The organism is Thiothrix sp. UBA5583, from assembly GCA_002425225.1.
In the GTDB taxonomy this organism is placed as follows: Bacteria; Pseudomonadota; Gammaproteobacteria; order Thiotrichales; family Thiotrichaceae; genus Thiothrix; species Thiothrix moscowensis.
Genome location: DILV01000023.1, coordinates 76,092 through 94,657, shown reverse-complemented (window position 1 = coordinate 94,657; position 18,566 = coordinate 76,092). Strand labels below are relative to the sequence as shown.

Sequence of the window (18,566 nt, the reverse complement as noted above, 5' to 3'; positions counted from 1 at the left end):
CGGTACAAGGCAGAAATATCACTTTTTCGCGTCAGGCTTGGTTTCTTCCTGTTTTTCTTCGGGTTTGGCATCTTCTTTTTTAGCATCTTTGGGTGGTGCGTCTACCGACACCGTTTCCAGCCAAGCACGGATCGACCACAGCCCTTCCTGTGCGACAATCCCGTCAAATTTGGGCATGTAGGTGACGCCGTTGCGGATCGCGCCGTTAACCATGCGTTCTTTAAAAATCTCGTCGCCTTCTGCGCCCAATGGCAGGGTTTCGCGCAAGTCAGGGGCAATCCCGCCGGAAACCGCATCAATTCCGTGGCAACGCGCACAGTTCTGGGCGTAAGCCGCATGACCAATTTCGACCGCACGTTCATTGCCGGAATACGGGTTGGTATCCAGCCAGACTTTACTGTCTTTAATCGGCTCCAAACCACTGATGTCAATGGCTTGTGGCGTAACATCACCGTGGGCAAACAGATTCACGCAGGCAACCAAACCCAAGGCCGCCACTACCACAGATACAGAACGTTTAACGATTTGCATATCTCATACCTTCGATCAAAAATAGCCCCTTACTCGGTGGGTAACGGGGCAGATAGTTCCCCCGTTACCACACTAAACGCGGGAATTAGGATGTTTTCGGCAGTTTGAATACCCACAGGCTGCCACCCTGATTGAGGTGCTTGACACTCTTCGCCACTTCACCACCCCACAACGGCACTGCACCGCCCCAGCCGGACGGTACGGCAACAAACTGTTCACCGTCTTGTTCCCATGTCACTGGGATGCCGACCACACCAGAACCGGTCTGGAACTTCCACAGTTCTGCCCCGGTTTTGGCATCAAACGCCTTGAGGTAGCCTTCCGGTGTGCCGGTGAACACCAGGTTGCCTGCGGTCGTGAGTACACCACCCCACAACGGCGCTTTGTTTTTGGCTTCCCAGACGATCTTGCCGGTTTTCGGGTCAACCGCACGCAATGCGCCGATGTAATCTTCGTTCAATGGCTTGATGGTGAAACCCGCCCCCAAGTAAGCCGCGCCTTTTTTGTAGCTGATCGGCTCGTTCCAGATGTCCATGCCCCATTCGTTGGCTGGTACGTAGAACAATTCAGTGTTCGGGTTGTACGCCATTGGCATCCAGTTTTTACCGCCTAAGAAGGAGGGCGCGGAGAATACCGAGGTGCCTTTGTCAGCTCCCTCGCCGGGTTTGCCGGGGCGGTTGTCGTCAATGTATTCCGGGCGACCGGTTTTCAGGTCAATGCCTTTTGCCCAGGTAATCTGGTTGACGAAAGGCGTGGCATTGATCAACTTGCCATTGGTGCGATCCAGTACATAGAAGAAGCCGTTACGGTCAGCATGACCACCGGCTTTGATGACTGTGCCATCTTCTTTCTTCAGGTCAAATGGAATGAATTCGTTGACACCATCGAAGTCCCAGCCGTCGTGCGGTGTCCACTGGTAGTGCCACTTAATTTTGCCGTCATCGGGGTTGATTGCCAGTACGGAAGATGAATACAAGTTGTCACCTGGGCGCAGGTGTGAGTTCCAGGGTGAGGGGTTGCCTGTCCCAAAGAACAGGGAATCGGTTTCCGCGTCGTAAGTACCGCCTAACCATGTGGCTGCCCCGCCGGTTTTCCACAAGTCACCCGGCCAGGATTTGTTGGTTTCACCGGTAATGCCGTTGTCTTTACCATCCAGCGTCCCCATGTGACCTTCCACCGTTGGGCGTGACCACACCAGTTTGCCGGTCTTGGCGTCGCGGGCTTCGACCTTGCCGACGATACCGAATTCACCGCCGGAAACGCCGGTAATGACCTTGCCTTTGACCACGATTGGCGCGGCGGTGTTGGAATAACCAGCCTTGAAGTCTTCCATTTTTTCTTTCCACACCACTTTGCCGGTTTCCTGATCAAGGGCAACCAGTTGCGCGTCGAGGGTGGCGAAAATGAACAGGTTGTCGTACAGCGCCCCGCCCCGGTTTACCACGTCACAGCACGGCATGATGCCTTCTGGCAGGCGGTGGTCGTATTGCCACAACTCTTCGCCGGTCTTGGCATCGACCGCGAACACCCGCGAATAGGATGCGGTAGTGAAAATCTTGCCGTTGGCCACCAGTGGCTGGGCTTCCTGACCGCGCTGCTTTTCATCCCCGTAAGACAGCACATAGGCTGGGGTGAGGTTTTTCACGGTATCGGTGTTGAGTTTGTCCAGCGGGCTGAACCGCTGGCCTTGCAGGCCCAGGCCGTAGCTGACCACATCAGCCGTGGTTTTGGCATCATCGGCAATGTCCTGGTCGGTGATGGCAGCGGATGCCGTGGTGGCACTCAGGGCAGTACCGACTGCCAGCGCCAGCACGAATTGACGGAATGAATGCTCTTGTTTCATGAATGGAATCTCCTCTCCAGCTATCAAGCCAATTATCAGGGGAATACCCGCAACGCCTCCCAATGCCTTTGCGGGTGCTGGAAAACAGCTTAACTAAGAGCAGGTTGGAAAAAGGTTGGGCGGGGCGGTAGGAAGTTGGGCATATCAGTAGAAGACTGAAGTTGTGAAATGGCATTGCATGATAAACAGCTATTCCTGTAAATTCATGGATTATAATCCTTAGATTTACAGGAATAGCTAATGCTAAACCGCCATATCGCCGCTGACGTACAAGCCTATCTCGCGCATTTCCCATCTCTGCTGATCACAGGCGCTCGGCAAGTGGGCAAATCTACGCTGGCCTTGCAGTTGGGGATTGAACACTACGTCACGCTGGATGACATCGCCACTTACCAAAGTGCCAAGGCCGACCCGAAAGGGTTTGTGCTCAGTCTGCCCAAGCCAGTGGTGATTGATGAGGTGCAGCGTGTGCCGGGGCTGTTCGTTGCCATCAAGGAACAGATTGACCTTGACCGCACGCCGGGACGGTTTGTGCTGACGGGTTCGAGCAGTTTGCAGGGCTTCCGCGATATTTCAGATTCGCTGGCAGGGCGGATTGGGATTGTGGATTTGTATGCTTTCAACCTCAGCGAGTTGTACGGGAGCCGTTTCAATTTCATCGACCAGGTGTTTTCCGGTACGGCATTTCCGGCAGTAGCAGAGGTGGCGGATATTGTGCCGCATTTGCTCAAGGGTGGGTTTCCCGAAGTGCAGGCGATTGAACACGCTAAAACGCGCATGTTGTGGTTCAGTTCCTATATTCGCACCTACATTGAGCGTGATTTGCACGACATGGGCAATATCCGCAATCTCGATAGTTTCATGCGTTTGTACCTGTCGTTGGCGTTGCGCAGTGCCAATCTGCTCAACAAGGCTGATCTGGCGCGGGATTGCCAGCTTGACAATAAAACGCTGGATAATTACCTCGGCATCCTCAAAAACACCTACCAGATTGCCCTGCTCAAACCGTGGTTTAACAATGCGGCGAAACGGCTGGTGAAAATGCCCAAGGTGTTCATGCTCGATAGCGGCATTTTGTGCCATTTGCTCAAGCTCAGTAGCGCGGAAGATTTACAACAATCCAGCCAGCGCGGGGCGGTGTATGAAACGTTTGTGCTGAGTGAATTGGTGAAGGCGAATACTTACGCGGCGCAGCCAGTGGATTTGAGCTTTTACCGCACTAGCGATGGCAAGGAAATCGACTTCGTGCTGGATAACGGCAAAGGGTTGGTGTTGCTGGAAGTGAAGGCGGCGCATAGCGTGACCCCGGCGGATTTCCGGCATATCAGCTACTTTATTGGGCAGAATCCGGGGCGGGTGGTACAGGGGATTGTGTTGTATGCGGGGGAGCGGGTGTTGCCGTTTGGGGAATGTGACGGGGTGAAGTTATGGGCAGTGCCGTTGGGGATGATGGCGGGGGGCGAGGAAATAGTGAATTAGGGGAGAATAGGGGGCAGCCGCGCAGATGCTACCCACTCACCTTTAGGCTATACTGACTCCCAACACGACAAGCCCTGCATTGGTTTTTATTACCTTGAAAAATCAATCATCTAGATGAAAAGGAACAGATTCGCGTGGCAGCTATCGACGACCTGATTGCACAAATTGAAGACAAGACCCTGCGGGAGCGGTTGCGGCTGGAAATGGGGCGCATCACCAAGGAAAAGAAGTTCGGACTGGTGTTTGAAGACCATTTGCCGGAACTGACCCCAGTGTATTCGGCGCGTGTCCGCAAGGCGGGTAATGGTTTGTTCGTTAACTTACAATTGGAGCTTGATAAGCGGCTGAACACCTACCAACACAAGAGGTTGCAGGTGGAACACATGATACAAGGGGAAAGGGCATGAAGTTCTGGGTTGGCGTTACAGATAACTCATGGTTTAATTTCCAGCAGGCTAATAAGCCTGATGAGGTTAATTTTTGGCAACCTAGTGCTACACCACCATTCAAAAATGCCCCTTCAGGAATGCCTTTCTTATTTAAACTAAAGAAACCCAATAACTATATTGCTGGCGGTGGCTTTTTTGTGACTTACAGCACATTACCTATTTCAGTTGCATGGGATTTGTTTGGAGAAAAAAATGGCGCAAATTCTCTCACTGGTCTGTTAAATCTACTATCACCACTCCAACAGGAGAATAAGACCGATAACTTGATTGGCTGCACCATATTAGCTAGTCCATTCTTTTTTTAAAAAATCAACAGATAGAGACACCTGATTCATTTTCCTCAAACATTGTCCGGGGGAAAATGTATGATACCGAAAAGAATGATGGCCTCGTTTTATGGAATAACGTCCAAAAAAATCTGAATGAAGATGATGTTTTTAAGAATTATGCATATAAGCCTGATAATTCAAGAATCGAAGAAAGCAATGTTCTGAAGTATGGAAATCCATATCTTACAAAACCAAGGATCGGGCAAGGGTCATTTAGGCTGTTAGTAACTGATGCTTATAAACGACGCTGCGCCATCACAGGAGAAAGCACATTGCCTGTTTTAGAAGCAGCACATATTGTCCCATACTCTCAAAGTGGCACTCACGATATTTCAAATGGACTACTATTAAGAGCTGATTTCCATAAGCTATTTGACTCAGGATTAGTGACTGTAAAGCCCGACTTGACCATAAAAATTAGTTCAAGAATTAAAGAGTCCTATTTCAATGGAAAAGCGTATTATCGTTTACAAGGCTGTAAACTCGCCTCCATTCCTGAAGCTCCGAATTTGCGCCCTAATCCTGATTTTTTAGATTGGCATAACAGAAATCGTTTTATTCAGTAATTTCAGGAGTAATTTACTCGTGCATTGCCTTTTTTATATCAGCGACGACATTGAGTGCCATTTCCAGCAAAGAGGGCGTTTGCTGGATAACGGTCTGCACATGGATTATTCGTGCACCCATTCTGACCGTGGCGCGGATAAGGTGAAATTTGACCGCATCCAACTGGTGCGTAAACAAAAGGCAGCCGATGGCAAGGAGCATTATTTCCGGCTCAATATCGGGGATGACGTAGTGCGCAAAAAGGTGTTGGCTGTGACGGGCAACAGCCATCTTGACCAACTGTTTGCTGCGGAAGCAAAACCCTGACAGGTACGGTAATCATGCACGACACCCACTGGCAAATGCCCCCCAACCCCGCCACCGCCCTGATGCTGGCAAAGCGCCAACTCAGCGAATTCGTCTGCGATGCAGTCAATCTGGAAGGCATCAACATGACCCTGCCGGAAGTACAAACCCTGCTGGATGGCATCACCGTGGGCGGACACAAACTTTCCGACCAGCAAGTCACCGTCAACCAAGGCAATGCATGGCGGTTGTTGTTCGGCTGGCTGGAATGCGGCGAATTCACTGTTTCGGCGGAAATCGCTTGTAAACTTCATGCCGCAGCCGGGAAAGAAGAAGCCCTGGAATGGGGACGTTTCCGCTCCGGCGGCGTCCTGATTGCTGGGACAGATTATCTGCCTCCCCCCGTCGCCGAATTGCCCGCCCGTTTCGAGGCAATGATTGCCGACCTTGCCCACATCGACGACATTTACGACCAAGCCATCCACATTTTCCTGACGATGGCGCGTTGCCAGTTTTTCTATGACGTGAACAAGCGGATGGGGCGTTTCATGATGAACGGGCATTTGCTCCAGCACGGCTACCCCGCGATCAATCTGCCCGCCAAACGCCAACTGGAGTTCAATATGCTGATGCTGGCGTTTTATGCATCCGGCGATGAAACCGCGATGAATGCCTTCATGCGTTCGTGCATGGATGAACGGGTGTTGCGTATCATGCGGGAAATTCCGTAGGCATTTACTTCTGCCATGAACCTCGACCTTTTCAACACCCCGCCCGAACCGTGGACTGAACCTTTAAGCCCCGGTGCACTGGTATTGCGCCAATACGCCATCGCCCACACCGACAGCTTGCTGGCAGGCATCCGTGCTATTGCTGCGCAAGCCCCGTTTCGTCGGATGCAAACGCCCGGCGGCCATACGATGTCGGTGGCGATGACCAATTGCGGCACGGCGGGTTGGATCACCGACTGCAAAGGCTACCGCTACAGCAGCACTGACCCGCTGAGTGGGCAAGCGTGGCCTGCGATGCCAGCAGATTTCCGTAGTTTGGCGCAAGCCGCAGCACTGGCGGCAGGTTTCCCCGGTTTCCCACCGGATGCTTGCCTGATCAACCGCTATCCGGTGGGGGCGAAAATGGCACTGCATCAGGATCGGGACGAACGCGACCTGACTGCGCCGATTGTGTCGGTGTCGTTGGGTTTGCCAGCGACATTTTTGTGGGGCGGTTTGCAGCGCAGTGACAAGGCGGTGAAAGTGCCATTGCTGCACGGCGATGTGGTGGTGTGGGGTGGGGAAGCGCGGTTGGTGTTCCACGGTATTGCGCCACTCAAGTCGGGGCAACATCCGTTGTTGGGTGAAGAGCGTCTCAACCTGACGTTTCGGCAAGCGTTGTAAAACGGTATTGAACGGGCGGAGTGGCTGGCATCACGTCAGGCAGCTACCCCTTAACCTCAAGCCGCTTGTTGCGTTGCCGGAATACCATCGGTTTGGCAGGAACAAGCCCCAACTCACTGGTATCAATCGCTTTTTCCACCAGATGATGGTGCGGTGACTTAGCGCAAGTCGGGTCAGCATTGGTCGGGTCGCCGGTCAGCTTGAACGCCTGACAATGGCAACCGCCGAAATCCTTTTCGCGCTCATCACAAGTGCGGCACGGCTCTTTCATCCAGCCTTCACCCCGGAAATGGTTGAAACCGGGCGATTCATTCCAAATCCACTCAATGCTGCGCTCACGCACATTGTGCAGTTCCAGCCCTGGCAAGCCGCGTGCGGAATGGCACGGTAACGCCAGCCCATCCGGTGCAACCGCCAGAAACACCCGTCCCCAGCCGCCGACGCACGGTTTCGGGCGGTTTTCGTAATAATCCGGCACGACGTAATAAATGCGCATCTTGCCCTTGAGCTTGGCCTGATAATCGTGGGCAATGCGTTCGGCTTCGCGTACTTGCGCTTGCGTGGGCAAGAGGTGATCGCGGTTGAGCAACGCCCAGCCTTCGTATTGCGCCGTTGCCAATTCCACGTAATCGGCCTGCAATTCGGCAGCCAAATCGAGCATTTGCCGCACTTGCCCGATATTTTGCCGATGAATCACGAAACACAACACCATCGGGTAGCCGTTCGCTTTCACCGCCCGCGCCATGTCGAGCTTGTGCTGGAACGAGTTAGTGCCTGCCAGATAGTCGTTCAATACCGCATCATCGGCCTGGAAGCTGACCTGAATGTGATCCAGCCCCAGTGCGCGGAAACGTTCCACCCGTTCCGCATCCATGCCAATGCCGGAGGTGATCAGGTTGCTGTAAAAACCCAGCTTGCGGCTAGCCCCGATCAGCACTTCCAGGTCTTTGCGCACCAGCGGTTCGCCGCCGGAAAAACCGAGTTGTGCCGCGCCAATCTGGCGGGCTTCGTGCAACACGCGCAACCAGTTTTCGGTATCGAGTTCGTCTTTTTTGGGGATTAAGTCGAGCGGGTTGCTGCAATACGGGCATTGCAGGGGGCAGGAATGGGTCACTTCCGCCAGCAGCCACAGCGGGGGAGGTGGTTTAGGCATAGCGCACCCACCCGCGCTCAACCGCTTCGGCGAGGAAGCTGAGCACGTCTTCGCGCAAACCTTCCGCCGCATATTCGTTTTCGAGGTCGGCAATCACACGCAGGATATTGCGCTGCCCGTCGCAGAACGACAGGATGGCAGCGGCGGTTTCGTTCAGTTGCACCATGCCTTCGGGGTAGAGCAGCACATGGCAACCCTGTACCGGCTCCCACTGGAAACGGTAGCCAGGGGCAAGTGCCGGTTTGGCATCCAGGTCAGGCATGTTCCACCTCCGCGATATTGAAATAGGGCGGCATGTGCTGGATGTAGGCCAGATACATCGCATCCAGCATTGTCCACAATACATCCAGCTTGAATTTGAGGATGTGCAGGGCGCGTTGCTGCTGCTCAGGCGTAGTGAAATGCTGCAAGGTCAGGGCAAGGCCGTGGTCAACATCGCGGTGTGCTTCGGTCAGGCGGTTGCGGAAATATTGCAAGCCCGCGTTATCAATCCACGGGTAATGGTCAGGCCAGCTTTGCAAGCGCTGGCGGTGCGCAGTCGGCGCAAACAGCTCGGTCAGCGAGGAACACACCCCTTCGCGCCAGTCCGCACTGTGGACGAAATTGATATAGGCATCGACCGCAAAACGCACCCCCGGTAATACATGGCGGTGATCGAGCAATTCCTCTCGCGGCACACCGCAGGCTTCCCCTAGCCGTAACCAGGCTTCAATCCCACCGTCGGATACATGGTTGGTGGCAGGCCCCCCGTCATGGTCGAGGATGCGCTGAATCCACACCCGCCGCACTTCGCGGTCAGGGCAGTTGAACAACAGGGCGGCATCCTTGCGCGGAATGATCACCTGATAATAGAAACGGTTCGCCACCCAGCCACGCAGTTGTTCGGCATTGAGCTTGCCTTCGTACATCATCTGCTGGAATGGGTGGTAAGTATGGTAATAACGCCCTAACGAGCGCAGTTGCTGTTCAAATTCGGCGGGTGTCCACGCTGTGGTCATGTGTCAGTCTCCTCTCCCAAAGATGACTGACAGTATGGTGGGCGCTGGGTTGGCGAAAGGTTGGTTACGAGGCTGCTGTCGCCTTACAGTTCCAGCAACATCCCATCATGCGAAACCTCAATCCCCGCCGCCGTCAGTTCGGCGTGTTCGGGCGAAGTCTCTTCCAGAATCGGGTTAGTGTTGTTGATATGGATGAGGATTTTGCGCACTTTGGGGAAATTTCCCAGCCATTCCATCATGCCACCCTCGCCGGATTGCGGCAGATGCCCCATTTCCAACGAATATTTCGTACCCACTGCGCGGCGCAGCATTTCATCATTAGTCCAGCACGTGCCATCCACCAGCACACAGTCGGCATTGGCGAAAAAGGTGTGCAGGTGCGGCTCGATTTCCCCTAAGCCCGGTGCATAGAACAGTTTGCCACCCGTGGCGGTATCTTCAAACCAGAAACCGGCATTATCGCCGGGGGTGGGGTGTTCACGGTGCGGGGAGTAAGGCGGTGCTTTGCTGTGCAAACCCACGGCGGTAATGCGCAGGTTGTCGAGTTTGGGAATGCTGAACGCCGTGCCATCCAGCGGCAGGGCATGGCGGTTGGTTCCGCAATAGTGTTGCAGCATGTTGAGGATCGGGAAACCGGTGGTGAGGTCTTCGTACACGCTGTCGGTGCAATACAGTTCCAGCGGCTGTTTGCTTTCGCGCAGGATCAGCAAGCCGGTGGTGTGGTCAATCTGGCTATCCGCCAGCATCACCGCCACAATGCCGGTGTCACGCAACTGGCGGGCAGGTTGCAACAGTTCATGGTTGGCATTGAGCTGGGTGCGGATGTCCGGTGAGGCATTCACCAGCAACCAGTTCACCTTGTCGGTGGAGAGCGCGATGGAAGACTGGGTGCGCGGACGGGCAAGCATCTCACCCGTCCGCACGCCGCTGCACATCGGGCAGTTACAGTTCCACTGGGGAAATCCACCACCCGCAGCAGAACCCAGTACCAGAACGTACATGGGTCAGACCAGTTATCAACGGTTCATGATGTACAGGTTGATTTCAAACCCGTAACGCATTTCCTTGAATGCCGGTTTGGTCCACTTCAGGGATTTTTTCATACGATCTCTCCTTCTCGATAGGGTTTAAGGTGAGATTGCAGAATACGGCAACAGAGGTTGGCTAAAGGTTGGTTGTGCAGGATGCGGGTAAAAAGAAGCCGGGAAAGGAGAACCCGGCTAAAACATAACAGGCAAACAGGATCGACAGGGAAAACGGCTTGCCGCTGACTCAGGAACAGCAAACCGTACAGGGAGAGAACCTTAGAACGACAGCATTGCCCCTACTGCAACGCTACCGCTTTTGTCTGTACCAACACCATCCAGGTTGCTCTTCTGTTGGGAAACTTCCCCAATCAGGGTCAGGTTGTCGGTCAGGTTGTGGTAAGCACCGACCGTTACCTTGTCATTCTTGACCTTGGTCAGATTGGTTTGCTTGCTTTGGGCAAGGTTGACCCCCAGTTTGGTTTTACCCACCTTGTAAGTGGCTTGCACCATACCGCCTTTGGTTTTTTCAGCCTGCCCGCTGGCACTGTCAAAACCGGGGAAAACCACACCGCCCAGGCCGAGGCTGTCCATGCCTTTACCCTGATAGTAGGAAGCGGCAAAGCTGGCTTTGTTGACATCCACCTTGCCAAAGATTTCTGCACCATTGATGCTGGGCTTGTTGCCATTCGCCAGCTTGACCTTCTGGTTCAGGGCACTGACGGAAACACGTCCCTTGACACCATTGCCTTTGTCCCAGTCATAGCTGACGCGCCCGTGCACGCCGGGTTGACCGCCATCGCCGGTAGATGAACCATTTGATTCTACCCCGTCAACCGGGTTGAAAACGCCGACGGTAGCTTCCACCCCGTTTTTCTTGGGGGTAGTCCAGTTGATTTGTGACAGGCGGTCAGTATAGACATAACCGTAACCCAACCCGCCCAGTGTGGTATGGCCAGGGCCTGCGGAAGCGAAGGTCGCGCCGTTACCACTGAGGCTCATGTCATTGATGATCGGGTCAAAACCGAACAGGCCGAAGTCGCGTCCCGCCTTGACTGTCCCCATTTTTTCATTGCCAAAGGTCAGGTAAACCTGACGGGCATCCACCGTGGAAAAGTCCAGTGCATCACCCGGCAAGCCGTTGGCATCCTGGGTGGCAGTACCATAATAAACATTGACGTTACCACTGATGTCGTAACCGTTTTGTTTGGTTTTGGCACTGAAATTTAGGGATGCAGGCAATAAGCCGTTGGAAACACTATGGGTGTCACCGCTGGCGATTGCACCAGTATCAGGGTCAAGACAGGCCAGACCTGCGTAAGTGCCGCCACCTGCTCCCAGCTTGCTGCTATCACAGTTTGTCACGGTGTAAAAGGTGTTGACGTTGCCGCCTAGCCCCAATTCCCAATCGCCTGCCTGCCAGGTGGCTGCATGGGCGTAAGGCATGGCGGTTGCTACTAGTGCCAGTGTGACTGCCAGCACGATTTGGTTTTTGTGCATGTCGTTTCTCCTCTCCGTAAAACTTGATTCAAGGTCGTTACACACCCCATTGCGCGGGTGTGCGAGGAGCCATGCTAGGGTTTGTCAGGTTGGTTAAAGGTTGTTGAAAGGTTGGAAAAACGTTGGTTTTATGATTTTTATTCTTATTTATTTGAATTTCATTGTAATTAATTTTTATTTGGATTTATTGTAAATGTATATTTAAATCAAAATGATGAGTTTATTTATCCAGGCGAGCAAAGCGAAGATTTACATGGTGACTTGTTGTATTAATTTTTAAATTTATATGAAAATTTTGTTTTATTTCTCTTTTCATGTTTGGATTTGCGTGCTAGTCTTGTAACGTAGCGGGGAACCTTGGGTTTGTAACATTCCCGCAATAGTAATACGCTAAAGGTTGGGAAAAGGTTGGGAGGCCGTTTTCCAGACACCACAAGAGCTTGAGCTGAACGCAGGAGGAGGCGTATGGAGCAAGTGAATCTGACAGTTGGCAATTTATCGCAACGCCGCAACGCCATAGAGTCGCAATGGAACCGGTTTGTAACAGGTAGCCCGTTTGCGAAAAGCAACAGTATCCGTGAAGACATCATGTCGTCGTGGCAGCGTAGTGCCCAGCATATCCCGCCCCGCCAGGTCTATGCGCCACTGGATGATGAATATTCCACCCTGCATCGCTGGAAGGAGTCCCAGTTGTGCCTGGCAGCCCAGCGCGAGCAGGAACAGATGATGCAGCTTGCCAGTGAAGGTGAACTGGTTGCAGCGATTGCCGACCCGCAAGGCCGTCTGCTGTGGACTTTTTCCAGCCGCCACATGCGTAGCCGTGCCGAATCCGTGCATTTCACTGCCGGAGGGCGTTGGGATGAAGCTTCGGTAGGCACCAATGCGGTCGGGCTGGCACTCAAGCTGCGCCGTTCTGTGACGGTGTTTTCCTCAGAGCATTACATGCCGTTTGTACACGACTGGGTGTGTTATGCAGCCCCGATTACCCATCCGCAGTCTGGCGAAGTGGTTGGGGTTCTGGACATGTCCACTACCTGGAACCGCCATACGCCGCTGGGTCAGGCTGCCGTTACCGAACTGGCTCGTGCCATCGGGCGTTGCCTGCCACAAAACCTGCCACGTGCGGAACTGGAAATTCACGCTCTTGGCCAGCCCCGTATCCTGTTCCGGGGCAAACCCCTGAATCTGCCGATGCGTCAGGTTGAAATTCTCTGCCTGCTGGCGTTGAACCCGCAAGGGCTGACGCTGGAAGGTTTCCACGCAGCCCTGTACGGCGACCTGCCGGTTTCCACCACCACCCTGAAAGCGGAACTTTCCCACCTGCGCCGCCTGCTGGATGGCAAGATCGGTTCGCGCCCTTACCGCTTGCAGATGCCGGTGTGGGCTGATTTTATTCAGGTGTGGCAAGCGCTGCGTCGGCAGCAGGGGACTACGGCATTTTCCCTGTACCGTGGTTCCTTCCTGCCGCAATCGGTATCACCAGAGCTGGAAGAATGGCGGCATTGCATTGATGCCGTGATGGGGAGGGCGCTGGAATCGTGTCAGGATCCACACGTGCTGATGGAAAAACTGTGTCATAGCACATCCGGCAGTGAACTGGTGAGGGAGCGTCTGGCGGAGCTGATGACTACGTGATACCGCCCAATTGTGCGTAGTGCTGTAAATACGCCGTTTCGTATTGCAGCAAGGCTTCCCGCAAATCCTGCGCTGACACCAGTGGCGACAGGGCGCGAGCCAGTGCGTTACAGTTCCATAGCCCGACTATGGGTTGTTGCCCGAAAGCATGGAGACCCTTTTCATCTTCGCGGTTGCCGATGTAATTCGGGTCGTGTTCCGGGTTAAAACTGCTTTCGCCCAAATCCAGCGTAATGCCAGCAATCGACTGGTTGTCGGTATTCATCACCCCATGCGTAAACCCCACGGCTTGCCAGCAGGCAATCAGTTGCGCTGTTTTCAGGACGATAGCCTGAAACAGGCGGGCATGGCGTGCTTCATCCGTGCCTGCGCATTCCGGGTAGTGGCGGGCTATTACATGGTCAGCCAGTTGGCGTAAGGCAGCATGATCACGGCGAAAATAATGGTATTCAAATGTGCCAAAGCGGATATGGCTTGGGGCAACGCGAGTGAGGATCGCCGCAGGCTGGAAGCCGCCATGCCGATATACCAGCGGTTTGCCGGAAATGATGCACAACACGCGGCTGGTTGGTACGCCTGATGCTGCCAGTTGTTCGCTGAGGTGGTATTCATGCAGGCATTCATCCAGCCCGGCACGTCCATCTGCACGACGGGCATAGGGGGTTCTGCCCACACCTTTCAGGACAATATCCCATGTACCCGTATTGCTGGTGATTTCCCCTAACAATACGCTGCGCCCATCACCCAGAAACGGATTGAATTTGCCGAATTGATGCCCTGCGTAGGCTTGGGCGAGAGGCTGCATTCCGGGCAACAAGCGATTGCCACTGAAAACTTGCAGGCATGGATCGGTAGCAAATTCGGCAGGATCAAGCTCAAGCATGGCGGCAACACTGGAATTGGTGCGCACCCATTGAGCCTGCTGCAAGCCTTGCGGCAAGTGAGGGGTGTAAAATTCGCTGCCCAGCGTATGGAACAGTTGTTGAAATCTGAGTTCAGATAAACGCCGCATGACGCCACCTAAAAAAGCACGGGTCAGGCTTGACCCAACCCGCGCACCACGCTAGGAGGAGGAAACTTAGAAGAAGCCCAACGGATTGATGTCGTAGCTGACCAGCAGGTTTTTGGTTTGCTGGTAGTGGTCGAGCATCATCTTGTGGGTTTCACGGCCTACGCCAGACTTCTTGTAGCCACCGAAGGCTGCGTGCGCCGGGTACAGGTGGTAGCAGTTAGTCCACACCCGGCCTGCCTGAATGCCACGGCCCATGCGGTAGGAACGGTTCATGTCGCGCGTCCACACGCCAGCACCCAGGCCGAATTCGGTGTCATTGGCAATCGCCAGCGCTTCCGCTTCGTCCTTGAACGTGGCAACCGACACCACCGGCCCGAAGATTTCTTCCTGGAATACGCGCATGTTGTTGGTGCCTTTCAGCAGGGTCGGCTGGATGTAGTAGCCATCGCAGTAGTCGCCCCCCAGTTGTTCGGATTCACCGCCGGTGATGACTTCCGCGCCTTCTTCCTTGCCGATCTGGATGTAGCTGAGGATTTTGTCGTATTGCTCCTGGGAAGCCTGTGCACCGACCATCACCTCGGTATCCAGCGGATTGCCGCGCTTGATCATCGCCGCACGCTCAATCACCATGCCGATGAATTTTTCGTAGATGGATTCCTGTACCAGCAAGCGGGATGGGCAGGTACAGACTTCACCCTGGTTGAAGAACGCCAGTACTGCACCTTCGACCGCTTTGCTGACAAAGGCATCTTCCTGATCCATCACATCAGCGAAGTAGATGTTGGGGGATTTGCCGCCCAGTTCCACGGTAGACGGGATGATGTTGTCAGCAGCGTATTTCATGATCAGGGAACCGACCGGAGTGGAACCGGTGAAGGCGATCTTGGCGATGCGGGTGCTGGTGGCCAGTGCCTTGCCCGCTTCCACGCCGAAGCCGTTGACGATGTTAAGCACGCCCGGTGGCAGCAGATCCTGGATCAGTTCAGCCAGCACCAGAATGGAAACAGGGGTTTGTTCCGCCGGTTTCAACACGATGCAGTTGCCTGCCGCCAGTGCCGGGGCGAGTTTCCACGCCGCCATCAGCAGCGGGAAGTTCCACGGGATGATCTGACCAACCACACCCAGCGGTTCGTGGAAGTGGTAAGCCACGGTGTTGGCATCGATTTCACCGATAGTGCCTTCTTGCGCCCGCACACAGCCTGCGAAATAGCGGAAGTGGTCAGCAGACAGTGGCACGTCAGCATTTAGGGTTTCGCGCACGGCTTTGCCGTTGTCCCAGGTTTCAGCGACCGCCAGCATTTCCAGATTGGCTTCGATGCGGTCAGCGATTTTCAGCAGGATGTTGGAACGTGCGGTCACAGACGTGGCAGCCCAGGCATCCTTGGCGGCGTGGGCGGCATCCAGTGCCAGTTCAATGTCTTCGGCACTGGAGCGTGGAATTTGGCAGAATGGCTTGCCATTGACCGGGGAAATATTGTCGAAGTATTCGCCTTTGACCGGCTCTTTCCACTCACCGCCAATGAAGTTGCCGTAGCGCTCTTTGAAATTGATGACTGCGCCTTCAGTATTCGGGTTTGCGTATTGCATGTTGTCTCCTCTCTCATTAGCAAAGTTGAATCAGGTTGGAGCCGAAATCCTCTCGTTGGCTCTTGTGGATAACATAAGGCAAAAAGGTTGGGGAAAGGTTGGTGCGCAAACGCCATGGCAGCCTTTCGTCACTGTAAGCCGCAAAGGTTGGAAAAAAGTTGGCGCAGGCCATCCGCCACTTCCGTTATGCTTGGTAAAAGCCAGCGGAGAACTGCCATGAATGATGACCAACTCCTGCGCTACAGCCGCCAGATCATGCTGCCGCAGATTGATATTGACGGGCAGGCCAGGCTCAGTGCCGCCACGGTGCTGATACTCGGTGTGGGCGGGCTGGGTTCGCCCGTTGCCATGTACCTTGCCAGCAGCGGTATCGGCAAGCTGGTGCTGTGCGACCCGGATGTGGTGGACTTGACCAACCTGCAACGCCAGATTGTCCATGACACCCCCAAGGTCGGTCAGCCCAAGGTGGCTTCCGCTGCCGAAACCCTGCACCGCCTCAACCCGGAAATTACCGTCGCAACCATCCCCGCCAAACTGGATGAAGCCGCCCTGCTGGCACAGATGCAGCAGGCCGATGTGGTGGTGGATTGCACCGACAACCTCGATTCACGCCTGCTGATCAACCGGGTTGCAGTGGCTGCCCGCAAGCCGCTGGTGTCTGCGGCGGCAATCCGCTGGGAAGGGCAAATCAGTGTGTTCCAGCCATGGCTGGGTGACAACCCCTGTTACCACTGCTTCTACGGCAAGGTTGGCGGGATTGCGCAAACCTGTAGCGAAAACGGCGTGGTCGGCCCGCTACTCGGCATCCTCGGCAGTATGCAGGCGCTGGAAGTGATCAAGCTGCTGGTGGGGAACGGTGAAACCCTGACCGGGCGGGTGCTGCTGTTTGATGGGCAGGCGATGGAGTGGATGGGGTTTAAATTGCCGCGTGATCCGCACTGCCCGGTGTGTGGTTCTATCGACAGACATTGTTTGTGAGGTAATCATGTCAGCAGGTGACTACCAGAGTCTTAACCCGGAAAAAGCCCTGATCTGGCGAATTGTCCATTGTGACAACCTGTGGTGGATTCTGGACAACGGATTGCATTGTGGTAACTGCAAAGTACGCTCAGACCGTTGGGTCAACATCGGTAATACTGAGTTGATTAGCAAGCGGGCAATGCACCCTGTACCATTAGCACCGGGTGGAACACTGAACGATTATGTGCCATTTTACTTCACCCCCTTCTCGGTCATGCTGAAGAATATCCACTCCGGTTGGGCTGGCATCCAGAAACGCAGTAATGAAGAAATCATCTTTCTGGTATCGAGCCTGCACCAGATCCACTCGGCGGGTCTGCCTTTTTTATTTACCGATAGCCATGCTTATTCGACATTAACCACATTTTACAATAGTCTCAATGACTTGAATAAAATTGACTGGCCACTGTTGCAACGGCGTGATTTCCGCCGTGACCCTGATGATCCGTGGAAACTTGACCGTTATCAGGCGGAAGCACTTGTCTACCAGACATGCCCAGTCAGCAGCCTTTTAGGTGTCATTTGCTATAATGAGCAGATGAAAGAGAGAATAGACCGTGAGGTGTCGGCACGCGGTCTGAATTTAAAGGTATACGTTCGTCCAGGTTGGTACTTTCAATGATTCACTACACTCAAGGCAATCTGCTGGATGCGCCTGCGCAGGCGTTGGTGAATACTGTCAACACCATGGGTGTGATGGGCAAGGGTATTGCCCTGATGTTCAAGGAGCGGTTCGACAAAAACCGGATTGAGTACGAGAAAGCCTGCAAGAACCATCAGGTGCAAACCGGCAAAATGTTTGTCACCGAAACCGGTGAGCTGATGGGGCCGCGCTGGATCATCAACTTCCCAACCAAACGGCACTGGCGTCATCCCTCCAGAATGGAGTGGATCGTTGAAGGTTTGCAGGATTTGCGCCATTTCATTCTCGAAAACCAGGTGCAATCCATTGCCATCCCCCCCCTGGGCGCGGGTAATGGTGGCCTGGACTGGACTGCTGTACGTGAAAAAATCGAGCATGTACTTGGTAACTTGCCGCAGGTGGATATTCAGGTTTATGAGCCTATCCAGAAGTACCAGAACGTAGCCAAGCGCAAAGGCGTGGAAAAGCTAACCCCTGCCCGTGCATTGATTGCCGAACTGGTACGTCGCTACTGGATCATGGGTATGGAATGCACCCTGCTGGAAATCCAGAAGCTGGCCTGGTTTCTGGAACAAGCCATCGAACATTTCACTCCGGGTGACAACCCGCTGGATTTGCGTTTCAAACCAGACATCTATGGCCCGTATGCTGACCGCTTGCGCCACTTGCTGGACGGGCTGGATGGCAGCTATTTGCATTGTGACAAGCGTATCAGTGATGCCTCCCCGCTGGATGTCATTTGGTTTGACGATACCCGCAAAAATCATCTGCAAGCCTATCTGCAAAGCGATGCCGTCAAACCCTATCTGCCTGCCCTGGAACATACTGCCAAAGTGATTGACGGTTTCGAGTCTCCATTCGGGCTGGAATTATTGTCAACCTTGGGTTGGCTGCTGGTTCGGGAACAGGTTTCTGCGGATACTGCCAGTATTCAGCAAGGTTTGCGCGAATGGCCAGCAGGCCGTGGCAGCGGGGAACGCAAGGCTCGCCTGTTTGACCAACGTGTGATTGGAATTGCACTGAAACGGTTGGAAAGTGTCAAACTGGCTGCATAACCCAAAAAAACACCACACCGACTGTGCCAACAAGTCAGTTGCCAGTGTCATGTGGGATTCC

21 protein-coding genes are annotated in these 18,566 nt (G+C 54.1%); 11 read left to right on the top strand and 10 right to left on the bottom strand.

The genetic code is table 11. The features are described 5' to 3' along the window. Positions 1-18: 18 nt before the first annotated feature. Entirely contained in the window at positions 19-531 is a 513-nt protein-coding gene (gene pedF / locus B2U47_RS07970; RefSeq protein ID WP_296677107.1) for a cytochrome c-550 PedF, read from the bottom strand. Positions 532-616: 85 nt separating this feature from the next. Next, the gene (locus B2U47_RS07965; RefSeq protein WP_296677104.1) at positions 617-2,374 is read right to left on the bottom strand and encodes a methanol/ethanol family PQQ-dependent dehydrogenase; all 1,758 of its coding nucleotides are present in this window, start codon (positions 2,372-2,374) and stop codon (positions 617-619) included. Between the two features lie 240 nt (positions 2,375-2,614). Here B2U47_RS07965 and B2U47_RS07960 point away from each other — a divergent pair, with 240 nt between their 5' ends. From B2U47_RS07960 to alkB, 7 genes are all read left to right on the top strand, one after another. Further along, entirely contained in the window at positions 2,615-3,853 is a 1,239-nt protein-coding gene (locus tag B2U47_RS07960; RefSeq protein ID WP_296677102.1) for an ATP-binding protein, read from the top strand. A 134-nt stretch (positions 3,854-3,987) separates the two neighbouring features. Beyond that, positions 3,988-4,260, top strand: a complete 273-nt coding sequence (locus tag B2U47_RS07955) for a hypothetical protein (RefSeq protein WP_296677099.1) — start codon at positions 3,988-3,990, stop codon at positions 4,258-4,260. Further along, positions 4,257-4,607: a hypothetical protein gene (locus B2U47_RS07950; RefSeq protein ID WP_296677096.1), complete on the top strand. Its 351-nt coding sequence runs from the start codon at positions 4,257-4,259 to the stop codon at positions 4,605-4,607. Before B2U47_RS07955 ends, B2U47_RS07950 begins: the two co-directional genes overlap by 4 nt. 56 nt (positions 4,608-4,663) lie before the next feature. Beyond that, complete coding sequence (locus B2U47_RS07945; protein ID WP_296677093.1) at positions 4,664-5,197, top strand: HNH endonuclease; 534 nt, start codon at positions 4,664-4,666, stop codon at positions 5,195-5,197. A gap of 19 nt (positions 5,198-5,216) precedes the next feature. Further along, positions 5,217-5,504: a hypothetical protein gene (locus tag B2U47_RS07940; RefSeq protein ID WP_296677090.1), complete on the top strand. Its 288-nt coding sequence runs from the start codon at positions 5,217-5,219 to the stop codon at positions 5,502-5,504. Positions 5,505-5,518: 14 nt separating this feature from the next. Then, a complete protein-coding gene (locus tag B2U47_RS07935; protein WP_296677087.1) occupies positions 5,519-6,214 on the top strand; it encodes a Fic family protein in 696 nt (231 codons plus the stop codon). Positions 6,215-6,229: 15 nt separating this feature from the next. Next, positions 6,230-6,877, top strand: coding sequence for a DNA oxidative demethylase AlkB (gene alkB, locus B2U47_RS07930; RefSeq protein ID WP_296677084.1), 648 nt, complete (start codon positions 6,230-6,232; stop codon positions 6,875-6,877). A 43-nt stretch (positions 6,878-6,920) separates the two neighbouring features. On the opposite strand, the gene pqqE is transcribed toward alkB, so the two are convergent. From pqqE to B2U47_RS07905, 6 genes are all read right to left on the bottom strand, one after another. Further along, complete coding sequence (gene pqqE, locus B2U47_RS07925) at positions 6,921-8,030, bottom strand: pyrroloquinoline quinone biosynthesis protein PqqE (protein ID WP_296677082.1); 1,110 nt, start codon at positions 8,028-8,030, stop codon at positions 6,921-6,923. Beyond that, positions 8,023-8,292 (bottom strand): pyrroloquinoline quinone biosynthesis peptide chaperone PqqD, encoded by a 270-nt coding sequence (gene pqqD, locus B2U47_RS07920; protein ID WP_296677079.1) that lies wholly within the window; start codon positions 8,290-8,292, stop codon positions 8,023-8,025. The genes pqqE and pqqD overlap by 8 nt, the downstream gene beginning before the upstream one ends. Continuing rightward, the gene (pqqC, locus tag B2U47_RS07915; protein WP_296677076.1) at positions 8,285-9,028 is read right to left on the bottom strand and encodes a pyrroloquinoline-quinone synthase PqqC; all 744 of its coding nucleotides are present in this window, start codon (positions 9,026-9,028) and stop codon (positions 8,285-8,287) included. The genes pqqD and pqqC overlap by 8 nt, the downstream gene beginning before the upstream one ends. An 83-nt stretch (positions 9,029-9,111) precedes the next feature. Further along, positions 9,112-10,029 carry a pyrroloquinoline quinone biosynthesis protein PqqB gene (pqqB, locus tag B2U47_RS07910; protein ID WP_296677075.1) on the bottom strand — a complete coding sequence of 306 codons (918 nt, stop codon included), beginning with the start codon at positions 10,027-10,029 and terminating at the stop codon, positions 9,112-9,114. Between the two features lie 15 nt (positions 10,030-10,044). Beyond that, the gene (pqqA, locus tag B2U47_RS17265; RefSeq protein ID WP_366859704.1) at positions 10,045-10,131 is read right to left on the bottom strand and encodes a pyrroloquinoline quinone precursor peptide PqqA; all 87 of its coding nucleotides are present in this window, start codon (positions 10,129-10,131) and stop codon (positions 10,045-10,047) included. A 201-nt stretch (positions 10,132-10,332) separates the two neighbouring features. Next, a complete protein-coding gene (locus B2U47_RS07905) occupies positions 10,333-11,553 on the bottom strand; it encodes a porin (RefSeq protein ID WP_296677072.1) in 1,221 nt (406 codons plus the stop codon). A 465-nt stretch (positions 11,554-12,018) separates the two neighbouring features. Between B2U47_RS07905 and B2U47_RS07900 the strand changes: the two genes are divergently transcribed. Beyond that, the gene (locus B2U47_RS07900) at positions 12,019-13,188 is read left to right on the top strand and encodes a helix-turn-helix domain-containing protein (RefSeq protein WP_296677069.1); all 1,170 of its coding nucleotides are present in this window, start codon (positions 12,019-12,021) and stop codon (positions 13,186-13,188) included. Here the strand turns inward: B2U47_RS07900 and B2U47_RS07895 are convergent. Together B2U47_RS07895 and B2U47_RS07890 are read right to left on the bottom strand one after the other, a co-directional pair. Next, complete coding sequence (locus B2U47_RS07895) at positions 13,181-14,200, bottom strand: protein adenylyltransferase SelO family protein (protein WP_296677065.1); 1,020 nt, start codon at positions 14,198-14,200, stop codon at positions 13,181-13,183. The two genes, B2U47_RS07900 and B2U47_RS07895, sit on opposite strands and share 8 nt — an antisense overlap. 66 nt (positions 14,201-14,266) lie before the next feature. Further along, positions 14,267-15,787: an aldehyde dehydrogenase family protein gene (locus B2U47_RS07890; protein WP_296677064.1), complete on the bottom strand. Its 1,521-nt coding sequence runs from the start codon at positions 15,785-15,787 to the stop codon at positions 14,267-14,269. Positions 15,788-16,003: 216 nt separating this feature from the next. Between B2U47_RS07890 and B2U47_RS07885 the strand changes: the two genes are divergently transcribed. The 3 genes from B2U47_RS07885 to darG are packed head-to-tail and all read left to right on the top strand — an operon-like array spanning position 16,004 to position 18,505. Then, the gene (locus B2U47_RS07885) at positions 16,004-16,765 is read left to right on the top strand and encodes a HesA/MoeB/ThiF family protein (RefSeq protein ID WP_296677061.1); all 762 of its coding nucleotides are present in this window, start codon (positions 16,004-16,006) and stop codon (positions 16,763-16,765) included. Positions 16,766-16,772: 7 nt separating this feature from the next. Further along, positions 16,773-17,429 (top strand): type II toxin-antitoxin system toxin DNA ADP-ribosyl transferase DarT, encoded by a 657-nt coding sequence (gene darT, locus B2U47_RS07880; protein WP_296677059.1) that lies wholly within the window; start codon positions 16,773-16,775, stop codon positions 17,427-17,429. Next, positions 17,426-18,505: a type II toxin-antitoxin system antitoxin DNA ADP-ribosyl glycohydrolase DarG gene (gene darG / locus B2U47_RS07875; protein WP_296677056.1), complete on the top strand. Its 1,080-nt coding sequence runs from the start codon at positions 17,426-17,428 to the stop codon at positions 18,503-18,505. Before darT ends, darG begins: the two co-directional genes overlap by 4 nt. The last annotated feature ends 61 nt before the right edge of the window (positions 18,506-18,566 follow it).